This window comes from Kitasatospora sp. NPDC003701, from assembly GCF_053587085.1.
The window spans coordinates 301,678-324,619 of the sequence record NZ_JBSFNM010000002.1 but is presented as its reverse complement, the minus strand read 5'-3'; the positions used below and the strand labels follow the sequence as shown (position 1 = coordinate 324,619).

The 22,942-nt window shown below is 73.7% G+C and carries 23 protein-coding genes; 9 read left to right on the top strand and 14 right to left on the bottom strand.

Annotated elements, in window-relative coordinates; translation table 11 throughout:
• Positions 1–762: an SDR family oxidoreductase gene (locus tag ACWDRR_RS03600; RefSeq protein ID WP_449770517.1), complete on the bottom strand. Its 762-nt coding sequence runs from the start codon at positions 760–762 to the stop codon at positions 1–3.
• Between the two features lie 423 nt (positions 763–1,185).
• Between ACWDRR_RS03600 and ACWDRR_RS03595 the strand changes: the two genes are divergently transcribed.
• Positions 1,186–2,247 (top strand): alpha/beta hydrolase, encoded by a 1,062-nt coding sequence (locus tag ACWDRR_RS03595; RefSeq protein ID WP_449770516.1) that lies wholly within the window; start codon positions 1,186–1,188, stop codon positions 2,245–2,247.
• Between the two features lie 350 nt (positions 2,248–2,597).
• Positions 2,598–3,353 carry a hemerythrin domain-containing protein gene (locus tag ACWDRR_RS03590; protein ID WP_449770515.1) on the top strand — a complete coding sequence of 252 codons (756 nt, stop codon included), beginning with the start codon at positions 2,598–2,600 and terminating at the stop codon, positions 3,351–3,353.
• Positions 3,354–3,456: 103 nt separating this feature from the next.
• On the opposite strand, the gene ACWDRR_RS03585 is transcribed toward ACWDRR_RS03590, so the two are convergent.
• The gene (locus tag ACWDRR_RS03585; protein WP_449770514.1) at positions 3,457–5,007 is read right to left on the bottom strand and encodes an FAD-dependent monooxygenase; all 1,551 of its coding nucleotides are present in this window, start codon (positions 5,005–5,007) and stop codon (positions 3,457–3,459) included.
• 106 nt (positions 5,008–5,113) lie between these two features.
• On the opposite strand from ACWDRR_RS03585, the gene ACWDRR_RS03580 reads away from it, so the two are divergent.
• Entirely contained in the window at positions 5,114–5,767 is a 654-nt protein-coding gene (locus ACWDRR_RS03580; RefSeq protein ID WP_449770513.1) for a TetR/AcrR family transcriptional regulator C-terminal domain-containing protein, read from the top strand.
• Positions 5,768–5,884: 117 nt separating this feature from the next.
• Positions 5,885–6,271, top strand: a complete 387-nt coding sequence (locus tag ACWDRR_RS03575; protein ID WP_449770512.1) for a hypothetical protein — start codon at positions 5,885–5,887, stop codon at positions 6,269–6,271.
• 58 nt (positions 6,272–6,329) lie between these two features.
• Here ACWDRR_RS03575 and ACWDRR_RS03570 read toward each other — a convergent pair whose 3' ends face one another.
• Complete coding sequence (locus tag ACWDRR_RS03570) at positions 6,330–6,923, bottom strand: DUF6891 domain-containing protein (protein ID WP_449770511.1); 594 nt, start codon at positions 6,921–6,923, stop codon at positions 6,330–6,332.
• Between the two features lie 63 nt (positions 6,924–6,986).
• Between ACWDRR_RS03570 and ACWDRR_RS03565 the strand changes: the two genes are divergently transcribed.
• On the top strand, positions 6,987–7,949 hold the full coding sequence (locus ACWDRR_RS03565; protein WP_449770510.1) for a DUF1152 domain-containing protein: 963 nt from the start codon (positions 6,987–6,989) through the stop codon (positions 7,947–7,949).
• A gap of 37 nt (positions 7,950–7,986) precedes the next feature.
• Here the strand turns inward: ACWDRR_RS03565 and ACWDRR_RS03560 are convergent, their stop codons facing one another.
• Both ACWDRR_RS03560 and ACWDRR_RS03555 read right to left on the bottom strand, forming a co-directional pair.
• Positions 7,987–8,532 carry an FHA domain-containing protein gene (locus ACWDRR_RS03560; RefSeq protein WP_449770509.1) on the bottom strand — a complete coding sequence of 182 codons (546 nt, stop codon included), beginning with the start codon at positions 8,530–8,532 and terminating at the stop codon, positions 7,987–7,989.
• A gap of 88 nt (positions 8,533–8,620) precedes the next feature.
• The gene (locus ACWDRR_RS03555) at positions 8,621–9,172 is read right to left on the bottom strand and encodes a DUF1697 domain-containing protein (protein ID WP_449770508.1); all 552 of its coding nucleotides are present in this window, start codon (positions 9,170–9,172) and stop codon (positions 8,621–8,623) included.
• 169 nt (positions 9,173–9,341) lie between these two features.
• Here ACWDRR_RS03555 and ACWDRR_RS03550 point away from each other — a divergent pair, with 169 nt between their 5' ends.
• Positions 9,342–9,812, top strand: coding sequence for a pyridoxamine 5'-phosphate oxidase family protein (locus ACWDRR_RS03550; RefSeq protein ID WP_449770507.1), 471 nt, complete (start codon positions 9,342–9,344; stop codon positions 9,810–9,812).
• 13 nt (positions 9,813–9,825) lie between these two features.
• Here ACWDRR_RS03550 and ACWDRR_RS03545 read toward each other — a convergent pair whose 3' ends face one another.
• Positions 9,826–10,182, bottom strand: a complete 357-nt coding sequence (locus tag ACWDRR_RS03545) for an ArsC/Spx/MgsR family protein (RefSeq protein WP_449770506.1) — start codon at positions 10,180–10,182, stop codon at positions 9,826–9,828.
• A gap of 143 nt (positions 10,183–10,325) precedes the next feature.
• Here ACWDRR_RS03545 and ACWDRR_RS03540 point away from each other — a divergent pair, with 143 nt between their 5' ends.
• Both ACWDRR_RS03540 and ACWDRR_RS03535 read left to right on the top strand, forming a co-directional pair.
• A complete protein-coding gene (locus ACWDRR_RS03540) occupies positions 10,326–11,543 on the top strand; it encodes a cytochrome P450 (protein ID WP_449770505.1) in 1,218 nt (405 codons plus the stop codon).
• Positions 11,544–11,763: 220 nt separating this feature from the next.
• Positions 11,764–12,876, top strand: a complete 1,113-nt coding sequence (locus ACWDRR_RS03535) for a PP2C family protein-serine/threonine phosphatase (protein ID WP_449770504.1) — start codon at positions 11,764–11,766, stop codon at positions 12,874–12,876.
• Positions 12,877–12,979: 103 nt separating this feature from the next.
• Here ACWDRR_RS03535 and glnA read toward each other — a convergent pair whose 3' ends face one another.
• Positions 12,980–14,392, bottom strand: coding sequence for a type I glutamate--ammonia ligase (glnA, locus tag ACWDRR_RS03530; protein ID WP_449770503.1), 1,413 nt, complete (start codon positions 14,390–14,392; stop codon positions 12,980–12,982).
• 254 nt (positions 14,393–14,646) lie between these two features.
• Here glnA and ACWDRR_RS03525 point away from each other — a divergent pair, with 254 nt between their 5' ends.
• Positions 14,647–15,114, top strand: a complete 468-nt coding sequence (locus tag ACWDRR_RS03525) for an RDD family protein (RefSeq protein WP_449770502.1) — start codon at positions 14,647–14,649, stop codon at positions 15,112–15,114.
• Positions 15,115–15,275: 161 nt separating this feature from the next.
• Here the strand turns inward: ACWDRR_RS03525 and ACWDRR_RS03520 are convergent, their stop codons facing one another.
• The 7 genes from ACWDRR_RS03520 to ACWDRR_RS03490 form a co-directional block, all read right to left on the bottom strand.
• The gene (locus ACWDRR_RS03520; RefSeq protein WP_360627933.1) at positions 15,276–15,965 is read right to left on the bottom strand and encodes a DUF4191 domain-containing protein; all 690 of its coding nucleotides are present in this window, start codon (positions 15,963–15,965) and stop codon (positions 15,276–15,278) included.
• Positions 15,966–16,092: 127 nt separating this feature from the next.
• The gene (locus ACWDRR_RS03515) at positions 16,093–16,323 is read right to left on the bottom strand and encodes a hypothetical protein (protein ID WP_449770501.1); all 231 of its coding nucleotides are present in this window, start codon (positions 16,321–16,323) and stop codon (positions 16,093–16,095) included.
• A gap of 205 nt (positions 16,324–16,528) precedes the next feature.
• Positions 16,529–17,485: a lipoyl synthase gene (locus ACWDRR_RS03510; protein WP_449770500.1), complete on the bottom strand. Its 957-nt coding sequence runs from the start codon at positions 17,483–17,485 to the stop codon at positions 16,529–16,531.
• A gap of 150 nt (positions 17,486–17,635) precedes the next feature.
• Positions 17,636–18,433, bottom strand: coding sequence for a lipoyl(octanoyl) transferase LipB (lipB, locus tag ACWDRR_RS03505; RefSeq protein WP_449770499.1), 798 nt, complete (start codon positions 18,431–18,433; stop codon positions 17,636–17,638).
• A 185-nt stretch (positions 18,434–18,618) separates the two neighbouring features.
• The gene (locus tag ACWDRR_RS03500) at positions 18,619–20,607 is read right to left on the bottom strand and encodes a helix-turn-helix domain-containing protein (RefSeq protein WP_449770498.1); all 1,989 of its coding nucleotides are present in this window, start codon (positions 20,605–20,607) and stop codon (positions 18,619–18,621) included.
• Between the two features lie 123 nt (positions 20,608–20,730).
• Positions 20,731–22,125 carry an MFS transporter gene (locus ACWDRR_RS03495; RefSeq protein ID WP_449770497.1) on the bottom strand — a complete coding sequence of 465 codons (1,395 nt, stop codon included), beginning with the start codon at positions 22,123–22,125 and terminating at the stop codon, positions 20,731–20,733.
• A gap of 41 nt (positions 22,126–22,166) precedes the next feature.
• The gene (locus ACWDRR_RS03490; RefSeq protein WP_449770496.1) at positions 22,167–22,928 is read right to left on the bottom strand and encodes a 3-hydroxybutyrate dehydrogenase; all 762 of its coding nucleotides are present in this window, start codon (positions 22,926–22,928) and stop codon (positions 22,167–22,169) included.
• Between the last annotated feature and the right edge of the window lie 14 nt (positions 22,929–22,942).

Sequence of the window (22,942 nt, the reverse complement as noted above, 5' to 3'; positions counted from 1 at the left end):
TCAGCCCCGCCCGATGTACGGCATGGTGGTCGCCATCACCGTGGCGAACTGCACATTGGCCTCCAGCGGCAGCTCCGCCATGTGCCGCACGGTGCGGGCCACGTCCGCGACGTCCATGGTCGGCTCCACCGCGACCCGCCCGTCCGCCTGCCGCACCCCGACGCTCATCGCCGCGGTCATGTCGGTCGCCGCGTTGCCGATGTCGATCTGCCCGCAGGCGATCCGGTACGGACGCCCGTCCAGCGACAGCGACTTGGTCAGCCCGGTGACGGCGTGCTTGGTCGCCGTGTACGCGATCGAGTGCGGCCGCGGCACGTGCGCGGAGATCGAGCCGTTGTTGACGATCCGGCCGCCCTGCGGGTCCTGGACCTTCATCTGCCGGAACGCGGCCCGCGCGCAGAGGAAGGCGCCGGTCAGGTTGAGGTCGACCACGGCCCGCCACTCGGCGATGTCCAGCTCGTCCACCGCGGCGGGCGCGCCGAACGTCCCGGCGTTGTTGAACAGCAGGTCGACCCGGCCGAACCGCTCGACGGCCGCCGCGAAGAGCGCGTCCACCGCCGCCGGGTCGGTGACGTCGGTCGGCACCACGGCCGCCGCCCCGCCGCCCGGCCCGGCCGCCGCGCAGAGCGCCGCCGTCTCGCGCAGCGGCTCCTCGCGCCGCCCGGCGAGCACCGGCCGCCACCCGGCGGCGGCCAGCTCCACGGCCACGGCGCGCCCCACCCCGCTGCCGGCTCCGGTGACGACGGCGATCTGCTGCGGCATGGCGGTACTCCTCGAAGCTTCTACGGGCGGCTCGTCGGTCGACGGCGGGTGTGCCGATCGTTCCCGATCCGCCGCCCCGCGTCACTGGTGGAAGCACCCAAAGTCCGACCCGCGCGACGCGCCGTCGGCTGTGGGGGGGATCCCCCCGCCGGGCGGCGGGGTCGGGCCCCCGCCGATCGGCGGACCCGCCCGCCGGCCTTTACCCGATCGGGGGCAAACATTGGATCGACGCAGGCTGTAGCGCAACCGGGCCGCCCGGCACCACGTCATAAGATCGCAGGACGGCACGCTCCCGCGAGGGACGGCGCGCCGCCGCCCCGGGGGTACGCGCGACGCCGCACCCCGGGTCTGTCCGGCCCCACCCGGGGGCCGCCGCCCGGCTCCCGACGGAGCGGGCGCGACATCGGTCGGAGAGTCCTCACCGTGCAGCCGCAGTCCACCCGCATCCGCGCCGTCCTGACCGGCGCCGCCGCCTTCACCCTGGCCGCCTCGCTGGCGGCCTGCGGCAGTACGGACGCCAGCGGCAAGGGGGACACCGTCAAGGGCGCCAAGGGCGCCGGCACGGCGAGCGGTACCGCCGCGCCCGGCACCCCGACGGCCACCGGGGGCACCACGACGCCGCCGGCGACCTCGAACCCGTCCGGCAAGGTGCTCATGCCCACCGGCCCGGCCGCGAGCTTCACCAAGGCCCGGGACACCGCGGCCGGGCAGATCCTGATGACCACGCTGAACGGGCCCAAGTCGGGCGTCTCCGGCAAGGTCTGGGTCTGGCTGCCGCCCGAGTACAACGACCCGAAGTTCGCCCGGACCGGCTTCCCGGTGCTCACCCTCTACGCGGGCGGCCAGAGCGCCGGGTACAACACCTGGACCGACAACCAGCTGCCGATCCAGGAGATCGACGCCGACCTGGCGAAGGCCGGCAAGGCGCACCCGTTCATCATGATCATGCCGGTGCAGAACCTCGACTCCAACGAGGCCAAGGCCCTGGAGTGCGCCGACATCCCGGGCCAGCCCCGGATCGGCACCTGGATGGCCGAGGACATCCCGGACTTCGTCCGCGCCAACTACCGGACGGTGAAGGGCCGCGACGGCTGGGGGCTGATGGGCGCCTCCACCGGCGCGTTCTGCAGCGCCAAGCTGGCGCTCCAGCACCCGGACAAGTTCAAGGCCGCCGTCCCGATCGACGGCTACTTCAACCCGGACTCGCCGCTCTGGAAGGGCCACGAGGCGGAGCGGCAGGCCAACAGCCCCGAGCTGATGGTCGCTCAGGGCAAGTCCGACGTGAAGCTGCTCGCCACCGCGGGCGGCGCCAACGCCTTCGAGATGAAGCTGGTCAAGGCGTGGGTCGCCAAGGCCGCCCCGCCGCTCTCCGTCGAGTACTACGAGCAGGCCGGCGGGAAGCACCTCACCAGCGACTTCAAGAAGATGATCCCGGACACGCTGCAGTGGCTCACCAAGAACCTCGCGGGGCCGCAGAGCGACTGACCGGGCCGGGGCGGCCGGCGCGCGCCGGCCGCCTGCCGGTTCCTTGCCGCGGCACCGTGGACGCGTCCGGTGCCGCTTCCGCGCGCTCGGCCGTAGGCGCGCACTGCCGTACGTACGTGGCTCCTTCTTCCCGGCCGCCCCCTGCCGCGCGTGCCCCGGCTCCAGGTGCCCTCGAAGCCCCGCGCCAGGCCGCTGACCTGCACGTCAATCGGACATTGATTCGCCTCTGATCGACTACGGCCACTGTGGTGGGAGCGCATTCCGCCAGTGCTGCCAGCCGTCGAGCCGGTCGTGAACCCGGTCGCGCCATGCCGTGCAAGCCCGCCGTGCCAAGTCGTGAAGAGAGTGCCATGCCGAGCCATCTGGTGTCCGTAGCGTCCCCCTCCCTGTCCGCCCGGCCGGACTCCCAGCATCGGCGGGCCGTCGACGAGGAGCCGGAAGAGGTCCGGTTCGCCGGGCTGCGACTGGTGTACGAAGCCCTCCGCCGCGACCTCGCCCGGCTGCCCAACGCGCTGCGGCTGATCCAGCCCGGTGAGGACGAGAAGGGCGAGGCGCTGCTTCGGCACTGGACCTTCGTCACCGCGATGCTGACCTGCCACCACGAGCAGCAGGACACCCGGATCTGGCCGATCGTGCGCCGCTTCGCGCCCGAGCTGCGCCTGCTGCTCAACTGGCTGGAGGCCGACCACCACAACCTGGACCACTCCTTCACCCGGGTCACCACCCTGGTCCGGATCGCCAGCCGGGACGCGGGCAGTGCCTGGCCGGTCGCCTACGCGATGGACGACCTGGCGGCCCGGCTGGAGACCCACCTGCGGATCGAGGAGCGTCAGCTGCTGCCCCGGATGGAGCGGGTGTTCGCGGACACCTCGCGGGTCGGCAGCCTGCCGGAGCTGCTGGACCTGCTGCGCTCCGCCGACGGCCCGGGCACCGCCGACGCGCTCGCCTGGCTGCTGGACGGCGTCGAGCCCGCGCTGGTCGAGCGGCTGCTGGCCGAGTGCGACGACGACGTGGCCCGCAACTGGCCGCACTGGCACGCGACCTACCAGCGCTGCACCGGCCTGCTCTGGGGCCCCGCCGACGCCTCGGACGGCCCCGCCGAGTGAGCACCCGGCCTTTCGCGGGCCCTTGATCTACGCGCGTGGCATATTCCTCCGGCCTGTGCCGCGCAGTTTTCCGACGAGTCGGGCCCGTCCGGCCCCCCGACCCTCAGGACCGGCGCAGCCCGAGTCGGGCGAGGTATCCGGGCAGGTCGGCCGGGTCGTGGGTGGCCAGCCCGAGATAGCCGTCCGGCCGGACCACGAAGAGCCCGCGGCCGTAGACCTCGGCCGCGACCCCGCCGTCCACGCGGTGCGTCCGTACACCGGCCGGGACGTCCGGCAGCTCGTGACCGACCGCGAGCACCGTCACCTGCGGGCCCCGGAACACGTCGAACAGCCGGGCTCCCGGCGCAGCCGCCGGGGGTGCGTCCAGCGGTACGTCCAGCGGCGCGTCCGGCGCGCGCTCGCCGGCGCGCAGCGCGTCCTCGGCCAGGCCGGTGCGCGCCTCCACGGTCAGCGGGCCGTGCTCGTAGCCGAGGCCCAGCTGCTCCGTCCGCGGCCCCCGGCGCAGTCCGCCGTCCCGCACCCCGCCCGCGCGGTGCAGCCGGGTGGAGATCTCCAGGACGTCGGCGGCGATCGGCAGCCGCTCCGCCTCGTAGCTGTCCAGCAGCTCCTCCGGTGCGCCGTGCCGCAGCACCTGGCCGAGCTTCCAGCCCAGGTTGTAGGCGTCCTGGATGCTGGTGTTCAGGCCCTGCCCGCCCGCCGGGGAGTGGATGTGCGCGGCGTCGCCCGCGAGGAGGACCCGCCCGGCCCGGAACCGCTCGGCCAGCGCCGCGCGCGGGCGGAAGTCGGAGGACCAGCGCACCTCGCCGACCGCCGATTCCGCGAGGTGGGTGCGGGCCGCGATCACCCGGCGCACCCCCTCGGGCGAGGTGTCCGGTGTCCCGTCCGGCTCGAACTGGGCGAACAGCTGGAAGTCGGTGGTGCCGGGCAGCGGGCAGAGCAGCAGCGGCCCGCCGGGTGCGTGCGGCCAGACGTGCCAGTTGTCGCGGTCGAGGCCGTCGACCCCGACGTCCGCGACCAGCGCCGGCCGGGGGTCGACCTGCTCGCCGGCCATCGTGATGCCCACCGCCCGGCGCACCGTGCTGCGGCCGCCGTCGGCGGCCACCAGGTACCGGGCCGAGACGGTCCGCCCGACGCCGTCCGGGCCGGTCACGGCGGCCTCGACCCGGTCGGGGTGCTGGTCGAGGCCGGTGAGCGCGGTGCCGAAGCGGACCCGGCCGCCGAGCTCCAGCAGCCTGCCGTGCAGGATCTCCTGGGTGCGCCACTGCGGGATCATCCAGACGTCCGGGTACGGGACGGTCGGGTCGGGCAGGCTCCGCTCCACGAGGTCCCACTCGCCCTGCCGCTCGCCGTCCTGCCAGGACACCATCCGGGGGTAGGGCCCACCGTGCGCCCGCACCGCGGGCAGGACGCCGAGGTCGTCGAGGACCTCCTGGGTGCGGGGCTGCAGGCCCTTGCCGCGCGAGCCGGGGAACAGGGCCCCGGCGCGTTCCACCAGCAGGGCGTCCACGCCGCGGCGGGCGAGGTCGCAGGCCAGGGCGAGGCCGGTCGGGCCGGCTCCGACGATCAGCACGTCGGTGCGATCGGGGAGCCGGGTGGACCCGGTCTGCGTGCGGGGGGACCGGTGCTGCGCGGCTTCGTGCCGGGCAGGCGTCATGAGCGCTCTCCTTAACGTCGTTAAGTTGGCCAATGGGGAGAGCATGGGCTTAACGGTGTTAAATTGTCAACGGCGGGGATCGGAGCGACAGGAAGGGGTGGCCGGAGTGCCGCCGAAGCTGGACCGTGCGCAGGTGGTCGACGCCGCCCTGCGACTGCTCGACGAGACCGGACTCGACGGCCTCACCCTGCGCCGGATCGCCACCGAGCTGGACGTCAAGGCGCCCGCGCTCTACTGGCACTTCGCCAACAAGCAGGCCCTGCTGGACGAGATGGCCACCGAGATGCTCCGCCGGATGTCCGCCGGGCAGGTGGTGGTGCCCGGCTCCTGGCAGGAGGCGCTCATCGGCACCTGCCGCACCCTGCGGGCCGCCCTGCTCGGCTACCGGGACGGCGCCAAGGTCTTCAGCGGCACGCGGCTCACCGACTACGGCCATGCCGAGGGCCAGCACGCCGTGCTGGCCGTCTTCGCCCGCGCCGGGTTCGAACTCGCCGACGCAGCACAGGCGTTCACCACCGCGTACGCCTACACCATCGGCTTCGTGATCGAGGAGCAGGCCGTCCACCCGGTGCCGGGGGAGCGGGCCCCCGGCTACGATCCGGAGCAGCGGGCCGCCGCCATCGACCCCGCGTACGGGCTGGCCGCCGCTGCGGGGCAGGACTTCTTCGGGGGCTTCGAGCAGCGCTTCGAGCGTGGCCTGGCCGTCGTCGTGGCCGGTGTCGAGCGCGTCCTCGGTCCCTCAACTCCCCACGCCCCCTAGGGGATCCACCCCGGCGCCCTCGGGGGCCGGGTGGCCCGGGTGCTCCGGGGGCGGCCAGGGGGAGGGTACCGCCGGGGGCCGATGGCGGGGCCCGGGCGGCTGCCTACCGTCGGAGGCATGACCACAGCGACCATCTCCGCGCGACCCGCGCGCCGCCCCGGACCGGTCCGTTCGGCCCTGCTCGCGGCCGGCGCCGTGCTGGTGCTCGGGGCCGGGCTGACCGCCTGCAAGGGCGGCGCCTCGCTCTGCACCACCGACAACAGCTGTGACGTCGTCGTCCGCACCGACGGCGGCGACTCCACCCACACCGTCGAGATCTTCGGCGGCGACCGGACCGTCAAACTGATCGTCAGTCACATCACCGACACCGCGGCCGAGGTGAAGCTCGGCGACGAGACCAGGACCGTCGCCGAAGGGGTCGAGACCGCCGTCGGCACCACGAAGATCACTCTGCGCAACGCCAACGCCCACGACAACTACGCCGAACTCCACGTCAGCCGCTGACCGTTCCCGTCGCCGGCCGGGCAGGCCGGCGACGTCGGCCGGCCCCGGCCCGCGTCCGCTACTCGGGCAGGCGGTTGAGCCAGGTCAGCGGAGTCACGCAGATCGCCTTCTGCGGCGATCCGTCCCACTCCACCGGCAGGCCGGCCGCCTCCAGTGCCGCGACCACCGCACGGCCGATCTCCACCGTCCGCTGCTCCGCCGCCTCCTCGGTCTCGCCGTCGGCCCGGAACCCGCCGTAACGCAGCATCAGCCCGAGCCCGGCGGCCGCTCCCTCGGTGTCCTGCTGGTGGAAGAAGACGAAGCCGCGCGAGTCCTCGTCGGCCTCGCCGCCGATCTCCGCGTAGCCGCAGTTGGCGCAGCAGGTGAAGTCCATCGCCGCGACGATGCCCTGCTCCTCCAACGCGTCGAAGGCCTCCTCCAGCCGGTCCACGTCCGTCGTCTCCGGCCACGACGCCTGCTCGGCCAGCCGCTCCTGCCAGAGCGGGGCGACGATCTCCTCGGCGTCCTCCGGCTCCAGTCCCTGGTCCTCGAACTCGTCGACCAGGGACTCGGCTATCTCGTCCGGCTCCTGGAAGCCGCAGCGGATCAACTCGCGGGCACGCTCCTCGGCCTCGCGCCGTACCTCGAAGCTGAGCTCGGTCTCCTGGTTCATGCCCGAATCCTCGCACCGACCACCGACAGACCCGCCGCCCACCCCCGGTGCTAACGTCCCCCGGTGCCCTCGCTTCTCGAACCGCCCCTGATCACCCGTCTGCTGGCCGCCGAGCGCATCCTGATCGCCGGCGCCGGCGGCGGATTCGACGTGTACGCGGGCCTGCCACTGGCGCTCGCCCTGCGCGCGGCCGGCAAGGAGGTGCACCTGGCCAACCTCTCCTTCAGCCACCTGTACGGTCTGCCCGCCGAGGTCTGGTGGGAGCCCGACGTCGCCCGGATCCGCCCCGACACCGCCGCCCCCGAGGGCTACTTCCCCGAGCGGACGCTGGCCCGCTGGCTGCACCGCCACGGCATGCCCGACACCGTCTGGGCGTTCCCCTCGGTCGGCGTGCAGCCGCTGCGCGCCGCCTACCGGGCGCTCACCGCCCACCTCGCCGTCGACGCCGTGCTGCTGGTCGACGGCGGCACCGACATCCTGATGCGCGGCGACGAGGCCGGCCTGGGCACGCCGGAGGAGGACATGGCCAGCCTCGGTGCGGTCGCCGGGCTGACGGAGGTCCCCGAACGCCTGGTCGCCTGCCTGGGCTTCGGCATCGACGCCTTCCACGGCGTCAACCACGCCCTGGTGCTGGAGAACCTCGCCGCGCTGGAGCGGTCCGGCGGCTACCTCGGGGCCTTCTCGATCCCGCGCGACAGCCGGGAGGGCGCGCTCTACCTGGACGCCGTGGACCATGCCAGGTCCGCGTTCCCCGAGCACCCGAGCATCGTCAACGGGTCGGTGGCGGCCGCGCTGCGCGGCGAGTTCGGCGACGTCCGGTTCACCGACCGCACCAAGGGCAGCCCGCTCTTCGTCAATCCCCTGATGACGCTGTACTTCGGCGTCACGGTCGAGGCGCTGGCGGCCGAGCACCGCTACCTGGACCTGATCGAGCACACCGTGCTCATACGGCAGATCAGCAGCGTGATCGAGGAGTTCCGCGACGGCCTGCCGGCGCAGCGACCGCCCCGGCAGTTCCCGCACTGACGACGGCCGGCGCCGGGGGCCGGGTCCCGGGCGGCGCTCAGCCCGAGGCGAGCCGGAACTCCAGGTTGCCGAAGCGGACCTGGTCGCCGGGGCGGACGCGGACGCCGCCCGCGACCCGTCGGCCGTTCACGTGCGTCCCGTTGGTCGAGCCGAGGTCGTACAGCACCCAGTCGTCGCCCTCCCGCCGCAGCTCGGCGTGGTGGCGCGACACCGAGGCGTCGTGCAGCCGCAGCCCGGAGCCGGGGATCCGGCCGATCGTCAACTGCCGCGCCGCCGGGTGCGGCAGGCTCAGCCCGGGCAGTCGCTCGACCCGCCACGCCCCGCGCAGCCGCACCCCGAAGGCCGAGAGCTGACCCACCGTCCGCAGCAGGAAGCGCCCGAGCGGTCGGCCGGCCGGCAGGTCCGCCATCGCCTCGTCGAGCTCGGCCCGGCTGTCGGCGCGCAGCACGAGCTCCATCCGCCCGAGGAAGGTGTCGTGGGACAGCCGGCCGCTGCCCGCACCCTCCCGCAGCACCCCGAGCGCCTGCTCCCGCTCGGCCTCGGACGGCCGGACCACGTGCGTCCGGATCTCAGGAGACGTCATGGCCCGATTGTCGGCTCACCCGCCCGTACCTGTCCAGATTGCCGGGCGCCCCGGTCCGTCGAACACCTGGCCCCGGCCCCGGCCCCGGTCAGGCTTTCTGGGCAGCCGCCAGGATCTTGACGGTGGTGTGCAGGAAGCGGGCCGTGGCCGAGCCCCGGTAGGAGGGGCCGAAGAGCTTGCTGCCGGTCCGCCACTTGCCGTCCTGCAGGTGGATCACCACGTAGGCGGCGCCGGCGTCGGCGCCGACCACCTCGTAGTCGCCCTTGGGCGAGGTGTACGGCACCGGGAAGTCGGCCGGCAGCGGCTCGGAGAGGAACTCGACCACCAGGCGCGTCTCCGGTGTGGCCTCGATGCCCGCGAACGGCTCGGCCGCGAGCAGCTCCGCCACCTCGTCGACGGTGCGCAGCATCACCGGGACGGGGTAGCCGAGCGCCTCGGCCAGGTGCTCCTCGATGCGCAGGGTGAGCGCCGCGCGGTCCGGCTCCTCGGTGTCGAAGAAGACGTTGCCGCTCTGGATGTACGAGCGCACGCCGGCGAGGCCCAGCTCGGTGAAGAGGGCGCGCAGCCGCTCCATCCTCACCGTCCGGCCACCGACGTTGACGGCCCGCAGGAAGGCGATGTACCTGGTCGTGGTGGTCACCCGCCCAGTCTGGCACCGGCCACCGACAACCACCGGACAGCGACGGCCACCGGCGACCGACGACCACCGGACACCGACGACCACCGGCCCGCGAGGAGCACCCGGCGGCGGCCGGAGGGCCACCGTCCGGCGGAGGGCGACCGTCGGTGCCCGGTGCCAGACTGGCGCCATGGCTACCTGGCAGGATTTCGAGCACGAGGCACCGGAGCTGGCCTCCGCCGTCCGGGCCCGCTTCGAGGCGAACAAGCACCACGTCCTGGCGACGCTGCGCAGGGACGGCTCACCCCGGGTGAGCGGTATCGAGGTGAACTTCCTCGGCGCCGATCTGACGCTCGGGTCGATGCACGGCGCGGCGAAGGCGCGCGACCTCCAGCGGGACGCCCGCTTCGCGCTGCACAGCAACCCGAGCGACGAGACCCTGGCCGGCGGTGACTCCAAGCTCTCCGGCCGGGCGGTCGAGATCACCGACGAGACCGAGCTGGCCGCCTACGCGGCGGAGCTGCCGGAGCCGCCGCCCGGCCCGTTCCAGGCCTTCCGGCTGGAGGTGGAGCAGGCGGTGCACACCACCGTGGGCGACGACCACCTGTGGATCACGTCCTGGCGCCCGGGGGAGCCGGTGCGGCGGATCCAGCGGCACTGACCGGGCCGCCCGGCTACGGCAGGACGGACTTGAGGACGTCGGGGGTGCGGGCCACCACGGCGTGGCCGTCGTCCGCGGTGATGATCGGGCGCTGGATCAGGATCGGGTGCTCGGCCATCGCCGCGATCCAGCGCGCCCGGTCGGCCGGCTCCCTCGTCCAGCGCTTCATGCCCAGGTCCTTGGAGGCCTGCTCGTCGAGCCGGGTGATGTCCCACGGCTCCAGCGCCAGCCGCTCCAGGACCTGCTCCAGTTCCGCGGCGGTCGGCGGGTCCTCCAGGTAGCGCCGCACGGTGTACTTCGCGCCGACGGCTTCCAGCGCGCCCAGTGCCGTACGGCACTTCCCGCAGCGGGGGTTGATCCAGATCTCCATGCCGCCAGGGTACCGACCGCCCGTCCCCGATCGGGTGAACCCGGCCTCCCGGGAACTACCGTCCGTCCACCGGCGGTTTACGAACCGGCAGCGGGACCTCGGGAGCGCGGTCTCGGGAGCGGGTCGCGGGAGGGGAGCACCGGGTGGACGGCGCGTCGATCATCGAGCAGCTGACAGCGGACAGGGGCGTGGCGGATCCGTACCCGCTGTACGCGCGGGCGCACGAGCTCGGCGCCGCCGTCCCCGCCGGGCCCGGCACCGTCCTGGCGGTCGGCCACACCGCCGCCAACCAGGTGCTGCGCAACCCCGGCTTCGGGCTGGAGGACATCGAGCTGCTGGGCGAGGTGAACGCCGAGCTGGCCCGGCACTCGTCGGTGACCCTGCTCGGCCGCTCGATCCTGCAGCGGAACGCGCCCGACCACGCCCGGGTCCGCTCGTTGATCGCCTCGGCCTTCAACGCCCGCCGGGTGGCCGCGCTGAGACCGGCCGTCGAGGCGGCGGTCGGCCGGCTGCTGGACGGGATGGCGGAGCAGGGCGGTGACGGCTCGCCGGTCGACTTCATGGACGCCTTCGCGTTCCGCCTGCCGGTCGAGGTCATCTGCGAGCTGCTCGGCGTCCCGGAGCCGGACCGCTACCGCTTCCGGGGCCTAGCGGGGGACTTGACCATCGCCCTGGAGCTGGTCCAGGACCTCGCCGAGCTGGCCGTCGCCGACGCCGCCGCCGACGAGCTGTCCGGCTACTTCACCGCGCTCGTCGCCGAGCGGCTGGCCCGTCCGAAGGACGACCTGGTCAGCGACCTCGCCCGGATCGCCGCCGACGCCCCGGAGCGGATCTCCGGCCGCGAGCTGCTGGCCAACCTGGTCCTGCTGCTGGTGGCCGGCTTCGAGACCACCACCAATCTACTCGGCAACGGGCTCGCCCTGCTCTTCCGGCACCCGCAGGCGATGGAGGGGCTGCGCACCGGCGCGCTCGCCCCGGCGCGCTTCACCGACGAGGTGCTGCGCTACGACTCGCCGGTCCAGCTCACCACCCGGATCGCCACCACCGAGGGGCTCGACGTGGCCGGTGTGCCGGCGCCGCCCGGCACCGTGGTGCTGGTCCTGCTGGCCGCCGCCAACCACGACCCGGCCCGCTACCACCGCCCGGAGCTCTTCGACCCGAGCCGCACGGACAGCCAGCCGCTCAGCTTCGGCGGCGGCTCGCACTTCTGCCTCGGCTCCCAGCTGGCCCGGCTGGAGGCCGAGGTCGCGGTGCCGGCGCTGCTCGACCGCTTCCTCCGGCTCGCGCCCGGGGGCGTGCCCACCCGGCGGGACCGCCTCGTCCTGCGCGGCTTCGACACCCTGCCGGTCACCGTCCGCTGAGCCCGGCCGGCGCCCCGCGGTCACGCCGCGCCGCGCCCTGCCCGGTCCGCGCCGCCCCCGTACGCCGGCCGTCGGCGAACCGGGCCGTTGGGCCCGGGCGGCCGGGACCAAAGCAAGGGGCCCTCCGGGCACCGGTGGGAGAGCATGGAAGGGATGGGACCGGCCGTTCCGGCCCGGTCGCCCCGACCGTGCCCCGCCGGTCAGCCAGGAGGTCCCCGCCGTGCCCGCAGCGCCCCGTCCGCCGTATCCGGCGGCCGCGGAACCGAGCGCACCGCGCTGGGTGGCCTGGCTGCCGGTGGTCCTGGTGCTGCTCGACCTGGCGGCCGAGGCGGTCGTCCCGGACGCGGTCGCGGCCGGTTTCCTGCTCACCGCGCTGCCGGTGGTGGTGGCGTTCTCCTACGGCCCGGTGCTGACCGCCGGCTCCACCGCGGGAGCCCTCGCACTCCAACTCGCCCTGGCGGCGCGCGCCGGACACCTCGCCGAGCAGCACCACGTCTGGGTCTACATCTCCACGCTGCTGGCCGGTGTGATGGGCACCGCCCTGTCCTGGCAGCGGACGCGGCAGACCCGCACCCTGCTGCGCACCCGGACGGTCGCCGAGACCCTGCAGCGCACCGTGCTGCGCCCCGTCCCGGAGCGGGCCGGCGGGCTGCGGGTGGCCGGCCTGTACCGCCCGTCGCAGGCCGAGGCGCTGATCGGCGGCGACCTGTACGAGGTGTGCGACACCCGCTTCGGCGTCCGGGTCCTGCTCGGCGACGTCCGGGGCAAGGGCCTCGGCGCGGTCCGGACGGTGGCGGACGTGCTGGGCGCCTTCCGGGCGACCGCGCACGACACCGCCGACCTCGTCGAGCTCGCCGAGCAGCTGGACCGCGCGGTGCTGCGCGACGCGGCCGACCGCGGCGACGAGGAGCTGTTCGTGACGGCCGTCCTGGTCCAGTACCGGGCCGGCGCGGACCGCGTGGAGATCGTCAACCGGGGCCATGTCACGCCGCTGCTGCTCTCCGACCGCGGCATCGCCCCGGCGCACTGCCCGTTCGACCTGCCCCTCGGCCTCGGCCACCTCAACCGGCCCGCCGCCCCCGGACCGGACGCTCCCGCGCACGCCGGGCCGGCCACCGTCCCCCTGCCGCTCGGCCAGACCCTGCTGCTCTACACCGACGGCGTCAGCGAGGCCCGCGACGCCTCCGGCGCCTTCTACCCGCTCGCCCACCGGCTGGCCGCCCTCGGCACGACCGCCCCGGACCGCCTGGTCTCCTTCCTCGCCCAGGACGTCCGCGCCTACGCGGGCCTCCTCGCCGACGACCTCGCCGTCCTCGCCCTCACCCCGGCCTGACGCCCCCCGGCCCGACGACCGCCCCGCCGGAGCACGACCGAGCCCCCCGCCCCCGACCACCGAGGTCGGGAACGGAGGGCTCGGCCACCCGGCAGCGAGCGGCCTACAGGTCGTAGTACAGCTCGAACTCGTGCGGGTGCGGGCGCAGGGCGATCGGGGCGATCTCGTTGGTGCGCTTGAAGTCGATCCACGTCTCGATCAGGTCGGGCGTGAAGACGTTGCCCGCGAGCAGGTACTCGTGGTCCGCCTCCAGGGCCTCCAGCACGGCCGGCAGCGAGGACGGCACCTGCGGCACGTTGGCGTGCTCCTCGGGGGCCAGCTCGTACAGGTCCTTGTCGACGGGCTGCAGCGGCTCGATCTTGTTCTTGATGCCGTCGAGGCCGGCCATCAGCATCGCGGCGAACGCGAGGTAGGGGTTGGACGACGGGTCCGGCGCGCGGAACTCGATGCGCTTGGCCTTGGCGTTGGAGCCGGTGATCGGGATCCGGATCGCGGCCGAGCGGTTGCGCTGCGAGTACACCAGGTTCACCGGCGCCTCGAAGCCGGGCACCAGCCGGTGGTACGAGTTCACCGACGGGTTGGTGAAGGCGAGCAGCGAGGGGGCGTGCTTGAGCAGGCCGCCGATGTAGTAGCGGGCGGTGTCGGAGAGCCCGGCGTAGCCCTGCTCGTCGTAGAAGAGCGGCGAGCCCTCGGTCCACAGCGACTGGTGGACGTGCATGCCGGAGCCGTTGTCGCCGAAGATCGGCTTGGGCATGAAGGTGGCGGTCTTGCCGTTGCGCCACGCGACGTTCTTGATGATGTACTTGAACAGCATCAGGTCGTCGGCCGCGTGCAGCAGCGTGTTGAACTTGTAGTTGATCTCGGCCTGGCCGGCCGTGCCCACCTCGTGGTGCTGGCGCTCGACCTCCAGCCCGGCCGCGGCCAGCTCCAGCGACATCTCCGCGCGCAGGTCGGCGAAGTGGTCGACGGGCGGGATCGGGAAGTAGCCGCCCTTGTACTTGACCTTGTAGCCGCGCACGTCGCCCTCGGCGGAGCCGCTGTTCCAGGCGCCGGCCTCGGAGTCGATGTGGTAGTACGACGCGTTGGCGCTGGTGTCGAAGCGCACCGAGTCGAAGACGTAGAACTCGGCCTCGGGGCCGAAGTACGCGGTGTCGGCGATGCCGGAGGAGGCGAGGTACGCCTCGGCCTTCTTCGCGACGTTGCGCGGGTCGCGGCTGTAGGCCTCGCCGGTGACCGGGTCCTGGATGAAGAAGTTGATGTTGAGGTGCTTGTCCCTGCGGAACGGGTCGAGCCGGGCCGTGGCCAGGTCCGGGACGAGTGCCATGTCGGACTCGTGGATGGCCTGGAAGCCGCGGATCGACGAACCGTCGAACATCAGGGTCTCGGACGGGTCGAAGGTCGCCGCGGGCACGGAGAAGTGCTGCATGACGCCCGGGAGATCGCAGAACCGGACGTCGATGAACTTGACATCGTTGTCCTGAATGAACTGCTTCACTTCGGCGGCGCTGTTGAACATCCATCCTCCTCGGCGTGCGATTGGGCCTCACCCTAGGAATGGCCCGTTTCCAACCGGTGACCCGGTCGTTTCCTGAATGTTAACCGCCGCCTTCGGACGGGCGGCAAAGTCGTACGCTCCGGGGCAAAATGCTTCGCCCGCCCGGATCGCGGCCGTTGAGTGGTCTGGACCACTTGAGGAGTCCCGGGCGACGCGATTCACCCTCCGGGGGAGCCGGTGCCGGGCCGCGGTGTCCGCCCGGTTAGTGTGGATTCGTGGACACCAGAGAAGCGTTGGGATCGTGGATCGACGGCCCGAGGGCGGCCGCCGAGAAGATGGGTGCCGACTTCGGCTACCGCGGTGAGCGCCTCGGACTGCCCCGGGAGGGCACCGGCTCGATCGCCGGCCCGGGCCGCCGCGTGGGCGCGCTGTTCGTCGACGGCTGGCTGGTCGCCCTGGTCGCCTACGGGCTGCTCGGCAAGGGCTCCCCGGCCTCGGCCAACCTGTGGACCACCCCGCTCTTCTTCGCCGTCACCGTGCTGCTGCTCGCCACCACGGGGACGACCGTCGGCAAGCGGCTGTTCGGTCTGCGGGTGGTCCGCCTGGACGGCCGCCGCGCCACCATCCCGCAGGTGCTGCTGCGCACCCTGCTGCTCTGCCTGGTGGTGCCGGCCCTGGTCTGGGACCGCGACACCCGGGGCCTGCACGACAAGGCGGTCGGCGCGGTCGAGGTCCGCATCTAGGGCCTGTCTCTCTCGGTCGCCCCCGAACGACGACCGGCCCTCGAACGACGACCGGCCCTCGAACGACGAACGGCCCCCGAACGACGAACGGCCCCCGAACGACGAACGGCCCCGCTGCGGAGATTCCGCGGCGGGGCCGATCGCGTCGATGGGGGAGGGGGTCAGCGGACCTGGCCGCCCTTGGGCATCCGGGCGCCCTTGGGCATCGGGCCCTTGGGGATCGGCGCCTTGGAGAGCAGGTCGCCCAGCGCGCGGAGGCGGTCGTTGGTCTCGGTGACCTGGGCGGGCGTGATCGCACGGGGCAGTCGCATCAGGTGGATCTGCAGCTTCTTGAGCGGGATCTCGCCCTCGCCGGTGCCCACCACGATGTCGTGCACCGGTACGTCGCCGACGACCCGGGCCATCTTCTTCTTCTCGGACGCCAGCAGCTGGCGGACCCGGTTCGGGTTGCCCTCGCCGATCAGCGCGATGCCGGCCCGGCCCACGGCGCGGTAGACCGCGTCCTGGTTGCGGGTGACCGCCACCGGGGTGGAACTCGCGCTCCACCCCCGCTTGATGTTGTTCAGCACCGCCGCCACGGCCCCCGGCTGCCCTTCCATCTGCCCGAACGCGGCGCGTTCGGCCCGGCGCCCGAAGACGATCGCCATGGCCAGGAAGGCCACGATGAAGCCCAGGATGCCCAGATAGACCGGGTGGTCGATTGCGAAGCCGATGGCGAGGAACACGCCGAAGGTCAGCAGGCCGACGCCGGCGATGATCAGGCCGATCTTGGTGTCGACCTTCTTGGTCATGGTGTAAGCCAGGCGGATCTGCTTCAGTCGCCCGGGGTTCTCGGATGTTTCCCTCGCCATAACGCTCATGGTACGTGCCGTGGGTGCGGGATAACCAAGCCCGGGTACCCGTTCGCCCGAACCGTGACCCGGGTGCCCCCGGGCGAACGCGCACAGTGGTCGTGCCGGGGGGTGGTCCGGACGGGGTCTAGCGGCGCGCGGACTCCATCGCGGGGCCGCCCGGCAGGGCGTCGCGCTCGCGGTCCGCCGCGTAGCGGCGGTTCTCGCAGACCGCGGCCCAGGCGTTGCGCCGGGCCTGCCGCTGCCCGCCCGCCAGCAGCACACTCTCGGCCAGCCGCAGCGCGGTGCCGACCGACCGGATGCCGACCTGCATGTCGAACAGCTCCTCTGGTGGCGGAAATGATTCGAACGGTTCCATCCTCACCACTCCGTGTTACCAGCCCGTGACCTGCCAGTCAAAGCCCGGTGAACCCGAAGGGGCGGAGCCGAAGCCCCGCCCCTCAGATGGCTCAAACCGATCGGTGGCCGGACCGGAACCCACGGCCGGACCGGGTGGACCGGGACCGGGCCCGAGACCCGGACCGGCCCGAAACCGGACCGGCCGGACCGGGACCGGACTGCCGTCAGACGGCCGCCGTCCGCTCGCGGTGCTCCAGCGCCTGCCGGTACAGCCGCCCGGCGCGGTACGAGGACCGCACCAGCGGGCCGGACATGACCCCGGCGAAGCCGAGCTCCTCGGCCTCCTGCTGCAGCTCGACGAACTCGTGCGGCTTCACCCAGCGCTCGACCGGGTGGTGGCGCAGCGACGGGCGCAGGTACTGGGTGATGGTGATCAGCTCGCAGCCGGCGCCGACCAGGTCGGCCAGCGCCTGGCTGACCTCCTCGCGGGTCTCGCCCATGCCCAGGATCAGGTTGGACTTGGTGACCAGCCCGGCCGCGCGGGCCTGGGTGATGACGTCCAGCGAGCGCTCGTAGCGGAACGCGGGCCGGATCCGCTTGAAGATCCGCGGCACCGTCTCGACGTTGTGCGCCAGCACCTCGGGGCGGGACGAGAAGACCTCGGCCAGCTGCTCCGGCACCGCGTTGAAGTCGGGGATCAGCAGCTCGACGCCGGTGCGGCCGCTCTCGCGGCCGGCGGTCAGCGCGTGCACCTGGCGCACCGTCTCCGCGTACAGCCAGGAGCCGCCGTCCTCCAGGTCGTCGCGGGCGACGCCGGTGATGGTGGCGTAGTTGAGGTCCATGGTCACGATGGACTCGGCCACGCGGCGCGGCTCGTCGCGGTCGAAGTCGGCGGGCTTGCCGGTGTCGATCTGGCAGAAGTCGCAGCGGCGGGTGCACTGGTCACCGCCGATGAGGAAGGTCGCCTCGCGGTCCTCCCAGCACTCGAAGATGTTGGGGCAGCCGGCCTCCTGGCAGACCGTGTGCAGCCCCTCCTTCTTCACCAGCGACTGGAGGGCGTTGTACTCCGGGCCCATCTTCGCGCGGGTCTTGATCCACTCGGGCTTCCGCTCGATGGGGGTCTCGCTGTTGCGGACCTCCAGGCGGAGCAGCTTCCTGCCGTCGGGTGCGACAGCGGACACGTGCGACTCCTAGAACTAGACGGGGTACCCCCAGGGTACGCCTGTGCTTGTACGGCCTTCGCCGGGCCCGTGGCCCGCAAACGCAGGGCAACAGTGCTACCGGCCGGTAGATTCCCGGGTGGCCCGGTCGGGCGGCACCCGGGTGCGGGCTCAGCGGCCGAGTGCCGGTTCCGGCAGTTCGGCGAACACCTCCGCCAGGTGCTTCTCGACCACGGTCAGCGCCTCGCCGACCTCGAAGGGCCGGGCGAGCTCACCGGAGAGCGAGGCCACGCCCGCGTCCCGGATCCCGCACGGCACGATCCGGTCGAACCAGGTCATGTCCGGATCGCAGTTCAGCGCGAAGCCGTGCATCGTCACCCCGCGCGCGACCCGGACGCCGATCGCGGCGAGCTTGCGGTCGTCGCCGCGCTGCCCGGCGTTGGACGGCGCGTACTCGGGGCCGGCCAGCCGCGGGTCGATGCCCAGCGGCAGGCCCATCCGCAGGGTCAGCTTGCCGATGTCCACCACCTGCGCCGGGTCCACCACCGCGTCCGGGATGGTCGCGCCCAGGACCCAGACCCCGCTGCGGCCCTCGATCCGGGTGGTCTCCACGCCGAACTCGCCGCAGGCCCGGATCAGGGCCTCCTCCAGCCGGCGCACATAGGCGACGACGTCCATCGGCTCGGGGAGCTTCACGATCGGGTAGCCGACCAGCTGGCCGGGGCCGTGCCAGGTGATCTCGCCGCCCCGGTTGACCTCGACCACCGGCGTGCCGTCCAGCGGCAGGTCGGCCGGATTGGTGCGGCGGCCCATCGTGTACACCGGCGGGTGCTCCAGCAGCAGCACGGTGTCGGGGATCTCGTCCGCGACCCGCAGGGCGTGCAGCCGCTGCTGCTCCTCCCAGGCCTCCTGGTAGGGCACGGCACCCTCGCCCATGCCCATCCGCACGAACCGTACGTTCTCGCTCATGCGCCCACCTCGTTGCGCTCTGTGGCCACTGCTGCTCCTTGCCAGGCGTTCGAGACCAACCTCGCCACTGTACGCCCGAGCCGCTTTCGGCCGTTCAGGTGCCCGAGGGTGCCCGGGAGGGCCCGGGGATCCCCGGGGGGACGGCCGAGCGGGAGCGACGGGGCGGGCGCCGGGGCGGCCCCGGTTCAGCCGCCCGCGAGCAGTTGCAGGCGCAGCGCCAGCTGGAGCTCCAGCGAGCGCTCCGGGTGGTTCCAGTCCCGGCCGAGCAGCACCTCGACCCGGTCCAGCCGCTGCACCACGGTGTTCACGTGGACGTGCAGCTCGTCCTTGGCGCGGGTCAGGCTGCCGCCGCAGTCGAAGTAGGCGCGCAGGGTGCGGACCAGTTCGGTGCCGCGCCGGGCGTCGTAGTCGAGCAGGGGGCCGAGTGCCGCGCCGACGAAGCCGTCCACGTCGTGGCCGTCGCCGAGCAGCACACCGAGGAAGCCGAGGGCGCGGGCCGAGGCACCGTCCCCGGCCCGGCCGAGCACCCGCAGGGCCCGGACGCAGCGCAGGCCCTCGGCGTACGAGGCGGCCAGCGCGACCGGTCCGGCGGCCGGGCGGCCGGCGCCCACCGTGACCGGGAACCCGGCCAGCCGGGCGAGCCGCTCGGCGGCCAGCTCGGCCGCTTGCTGGGCCGCCGCCGCACCTGCCGCCCCGCCCGCGCCCCCGCCCGCCGAGCCCGAGCCCGAGCCCGCGCCCCCGCCCGCCGTCGGGCCGTCGTCCGGGAGCAGCAGGACGACGGCCTCGCCGTGCTCCGCGCTGATGCCGCGCGAGCCGAACAGGTACCGCCCGGCGGCGCCCGCCAGCCGGCCGCGGTCGGTCGCCGCGGTACCGGGGGCGCCGGCCGGTTCGGCGACCAGCACCAGGTGCGGGCGCCCGAGGTCCACGCCCAGCCGGCGGCCGCGCGCGGTCAGGCCGGCCGGGTCGCGGTCGGGGGCGGTCAGCAGGTCGGCCAGCAGTTCGCCGCGCACCCGGTTCTCGGTCTCGGCCACCGAGCGGCGCAGCAGCAGGAGCAGCGCGGTCACCACACTGGCCCGTTCGAACAGCCGCCGGTCGGCGTCCTCCAGGCCGGGCCGCCCGCGCAGCACGAGCGCCCCCAGCGGCTCCTGCCCGGCCAGCACGGCGCAGACCCAGTCCTCGCGGTGCCGTACCGACCGGCCCTCGGTCCGGGAGGCGGCGACCGCCTCGGCCAGCCCCTCGGCGGGCCCGGCCCGGCCGGCCAGCGGCTCGCCCTCGGTGTCCAGGACGGCGATCTCGCCGCCCAGCAGGGCGGCCACCGCGGCGGCGACGTCCGGCACCTCGGCGCCGCGCAGGACGAGGTCGGTGAGCCGGTCGTGGCCCTGCTCGGCCCGCTGGACGGCGGCCGAGTGGGCGCGGATCAGCTCGTTGGCGCTGTTCAGCTCGGCGAGCGCGGCGCGGGTGTCGGCCAGCGACTTGGCGGTGTCCAGCGCGATCGCGGCGTGCGCGGCCAGCGAGCAGAGCAGCGCGACCTCGTCGGGGGAGAAGGCGCGCGGGGAGCGGTCGGCGGCGAACAGCACCCCGATCACCCGCCCGCCGAGCAGCAGCGGCACCCCGATGATCGCGACCAGGCCCTCGTCCAGCACGCCGGCGTCGATCGTGCCGGTGTGGTGGAACCGTTCGTCGGCCCGGTAGTCGGGGGTGGCGTACGGGCGGGCGGTCTGGGCCACCAGGCCGCCGAGGCCGTCGCCCAGGCTCAGCCGCAGGGTCTGGAAGAGCACCGAGACCGAGCCGTCGGTGACCCGCATGTAGGTGTCGCCGGCGGCCTCGTCCGGGAGGGTCAGATAGGCGGTGTCGGTGCCGAGCAGCAGCCGGGCCCGGCGGACGATCGCCTGGAGCACGGTGTCCAGGTCCCGGGAGGCGGCGAGGTCCCCGGCGGTGTCGAAGAGCGCGGTCAGCTCGGCCTCGCGGCGCCGGTGCTGACGCAGCGTCCGGTGCACCCGCAGGGCCTGCCAGGTGGCGTCGTCGATCTCGCTCAGCACGGCGGCGGGCGCCCCCCGGCGGCGCGCGTCGGCCAGGACGTCGGCGAAGTCCTCGGTGGCGGCGCCGGAGGCGAGGAGGTCGAGCAACCGCCGCAGCGCCGGTGCCGCGCTGGCGTCGGGACGGAGGTCGTTCACGGTGCGGCCGCCAATCGGCAGTGGGTCGCTGGCCCAGGGACGGAAGCGCGATCGTAGCGGCTCGGCCCCGGTGGACGCGGGTGGCCGGCGCTCCCGGGGCGACGGGCGCCGGCCACCGGTTCGTCAGGCGCTCGCGGCCTTGGCCACCACGGTGTCCTCCGGCGCGCCCACCGCCGGATCGGCGGCCTCGGGGCCGGCCTCGGTCAGGTCGGCGCCGCGGGTCTCCCGGCCGCAGAGCACCGCGAGGACGGTGATCACCGCGGCGATGGCCACGTACACGGAGATCGGCGTCGAGCTGCCGTAGTCCTTCAGCAGCGCCGTGGCGATCAGGGGTGCCGGGGCACCGGCCGCCACCGAGGCGAACTGGGCGCCGATGGAGGCGCCCGAGTAGCGCATCCGGGTCGCGAACATCTCGGAGAAGAAGGCCGCCTGCGGCGCGTACATCGCGCTGTGGAAGACCAGCCCCACCGTCACCGCCAGCAGCAGCGAGCCGAACGACCTGGTGTCCACCAGCCCGAAGAAGACGAACGCCCAGACCCCGACGCCGACCGCGCCCACCAGGTACACCGGCTTGCGCCCGACCCGGTCGGAGAGCGCGCCGAACACCGGGATCAGCGCGAACTGGATCGCGGAGGCGACCAGCACCGCGTTCAGCGCGGTCTGCTTGGGCAGGTGCACCTGGGTCACCGCGTACGCCAGCACAAAGGTGGTCATCACGTAGTACGAGATGTTCTCCGCCATCCGGGCGCCCATCGCCACCAGCACCTCCCGCCAGTGGTGCCGCAGCACCGCCACCAGCGGGGTCTGCTCCGCCGCCCGGCCGGCCGCCTTCCGGGCCTCGGCGGCCGCCAGCGCCTGCTGGAACAGCGGGGACTCGTCCACCGCCAGCCGGATCCACATCCCGATCGCCACCAGCACCGCCGACAGCAGGAACGGCACCCGCCAGCCCCAGGACAGGAAGGTGGCGTCCGACTGCACGGTGGTGAGCAGCGACAGCACCCCCGCCGCCAGCAGGTTGCCCGCGGGGGCGCCGCCCTGCGGCCAGGACGCCCAGAAGCCGCGGCGCCGGGCGTCCCCGTGCTCGGAGACCAGCAGGACCGCGCCGCCCCACTCGCCGCCGAGCGCGAAGCCCTGCACCAGCCGCAGCACGGTCAGCAGCACCGGTGCGGCCGCACCGATCTGGTGGTACGTCGGCAGCAGGCCGATCAGCGTGGTCGAGCCGCCCATCAGCAGCAGGCTCACCACCAGCAGCTTCTTGCGGCCGACCCGGTCGCCGAAGTGCCCGAACACCAGCGCGCCGAGCGGCCGGGCGGCGAAGCCGATCGCATAGGTGAGGAAGGCGAGCAGCGTCCCGGTCAGCGGATCGCTCGCCGGGAAGAACACCTTGCCGAAGACGAGCGCGGCGGCCGTGCCGTACAGGAAGTAGTCGTACCACTCGATGGTGGTGCCGATCAGGCTGGCACCGACCACCTTCCAGAGCGGGGAGCCCGGTCTCGCGACTGCGGGGGAACTGGCCATGGGCGGGGTCACCTCGAAGGGGGGAGTGTGGTGAGGGGGCATCAGCGCGCCGTCCAGCCGCCGTCGACGGGGAGGCTGGCGCCGGTGATGTAGGAGGCGTGCGCGGAGCAGAGCCAGAGGGCCAGCTGCGCCACCTCGTCGGGTTCGATCAGCCGCTTGACGGCGGTCCGGTCGAGCATGATCTGCTCCACCACCTCGTCCTCGCGGATGCCGTGCGCCAGCGCCTGGCCGGCGATCTGCTGCTCCACGAGCGGGGTGCGGACGTACCCCGGGTTGATGCAGTTGCTGGTGACGCCGTACGGCGCGCCCTCCAGGGCGACCGTCTTGCTCAGCCCCTCCAGCGCGTGCTTCGCCGTCACGTAGGCCGACTTGAAGGCGCTGGCCCGCAGGCCGTGGACGGAGGAGATGTTGACCACCCGCCCCCAGTCCTGCGCGTACATGTGCGGCAGGGTGCGGCGCAGGATGCGGAACGGGGCCTCGACCATCACCCGCTGGATCAGGGTGAAGCGGTCGGTCGGGAACTCGTGGACGGGTGCGACGTGCTGGAGGCCGGCGTTGTTGACCACGATGTCGGCGTCGTCCGGCAGCGCCTCCACCGCCTCCGGGTCGGCGAGGTCGGCGACGAGCGCCACGCCGCCGATCCGGTCGGCGAGCTCCCGGGCCGGGGCGGCCGCGAGGTCGACGACGTAGACCCGGGCGCCGGCCTCGGCGAAGGCCTCGGCGCAGGCCCGGCCGATGCCCGAGGCGGCCCCGGTGACCAGGGCCGTACGGCCGTCGAGCGGGCGGGCTGAAGTGGTGTCCATGGCCGAGAACGGTA

Excerpts from the sequence above, each read along its gene's own strand:
- ACWDRR_RS03550 (WP_449770507.1), top strand. The coding sequence starts at position 9,342 with ATGGCTACCTGGCAGGATTTCGAGCACGAGGCACCGGAGCTGGCCTCC.
- ACWDRR_RS03570 (WP_449770511.1), bottom strand. The coding sequence starts at position 6,923 with ATGAACCAGGAGACCGAGCTCAGCTTCGAGGTACGGCGCGAGGCCGAG.
- ACWDRR_RS03495 (WP_449770497.1), bottom strand. The coding sequence starts at position 22,125 with ATGGCCAGTTCCCCCGCAGTCGCGAGACCGGGCTCCCCGCTCTGGAAG.
- ACWDRR_RS03520 (WP_360627933.1), bottom strand. The coding sequence starts at position 15,965 with ATGGCGAGGGAAACATCCGAGAACCCCGGGCGACTGAAGCAGATCCGC.
- lipB (WP_449770499.1), bottom strand. The coding sequence starts at position 18,433 with ATGAGCGAGAACGTACGGTTCGTGCGGATGGGCATGGGCGAGGGTGCC.
- ACWDRR_RS03575 (WP_449770512.1), top strand. The coding sequence starts at position 5,885 with ATGACCACAGCGACCATCTCCGCGCGACCCGCGCGCCGCCCCGGACCG.
- ACWDRR_RS03545 (WP_449770506.1), bottom strand. The coding sequence starts at position 10,182 with ATGGAGATCTGGATCAACCCCCGCTGCGGGAAGTGCCGTACGGCACTG.
- ACWDRR_RS03590 (WP_449770515.1), top strand. The coding sequence starts at position 2,598 with ATGCCGAGCCATCTGGTGTCCGTAGCGTCCCCCTCCCTGTCCGCCCGG.
- ACWDRR_RS03585 (WP_449770514.1), bottom strand. The coding sequence starts at position 5,007 with ATGACGCCTGCCCGGCACGAAGCCGCGCAGCACCGGTCCCCCCGCACG.
- ACWDRR_RS03600 (WP_449770517.1), bottom strand. The coding sequence starts at position 762 with ATGCCGCAGCAGATCGCCGTCGTCACCGGAGCCGGCAGCGGGGTGGGG.
- ACWDRR_RS03490 (WP_449770496.1), bottom strand. The coding sequence starts at position 22,928 with ATGGACACCACTTCAGCCCGCCCGCTCGACGGCCGTACGGCCCTGGTC.
- ACWDRR_RS03560 (WP_449770509.1), bottom strand. The coding sequence starts at position 8,532 with ATGACGTCTCCTGAGATCCGGACGCACGTGGTCCGGCCGTCCGAGGCC.
- ACWDRR_RS03515 (WP_449770501.1), bottom strand. The coding sequence starts at position 16,323 with ATGGAACCGTTCGAATCATTTCCGCCACCAGAGGAGCTGTTCGACATG.
- glnA (WP_449770503.1), bottom strand. The coding sequence starts at position 14,392 with ATGTTCAACAGCGCCGCCGAAGTGAAGCAGTTCATTCAGGACAACGAT.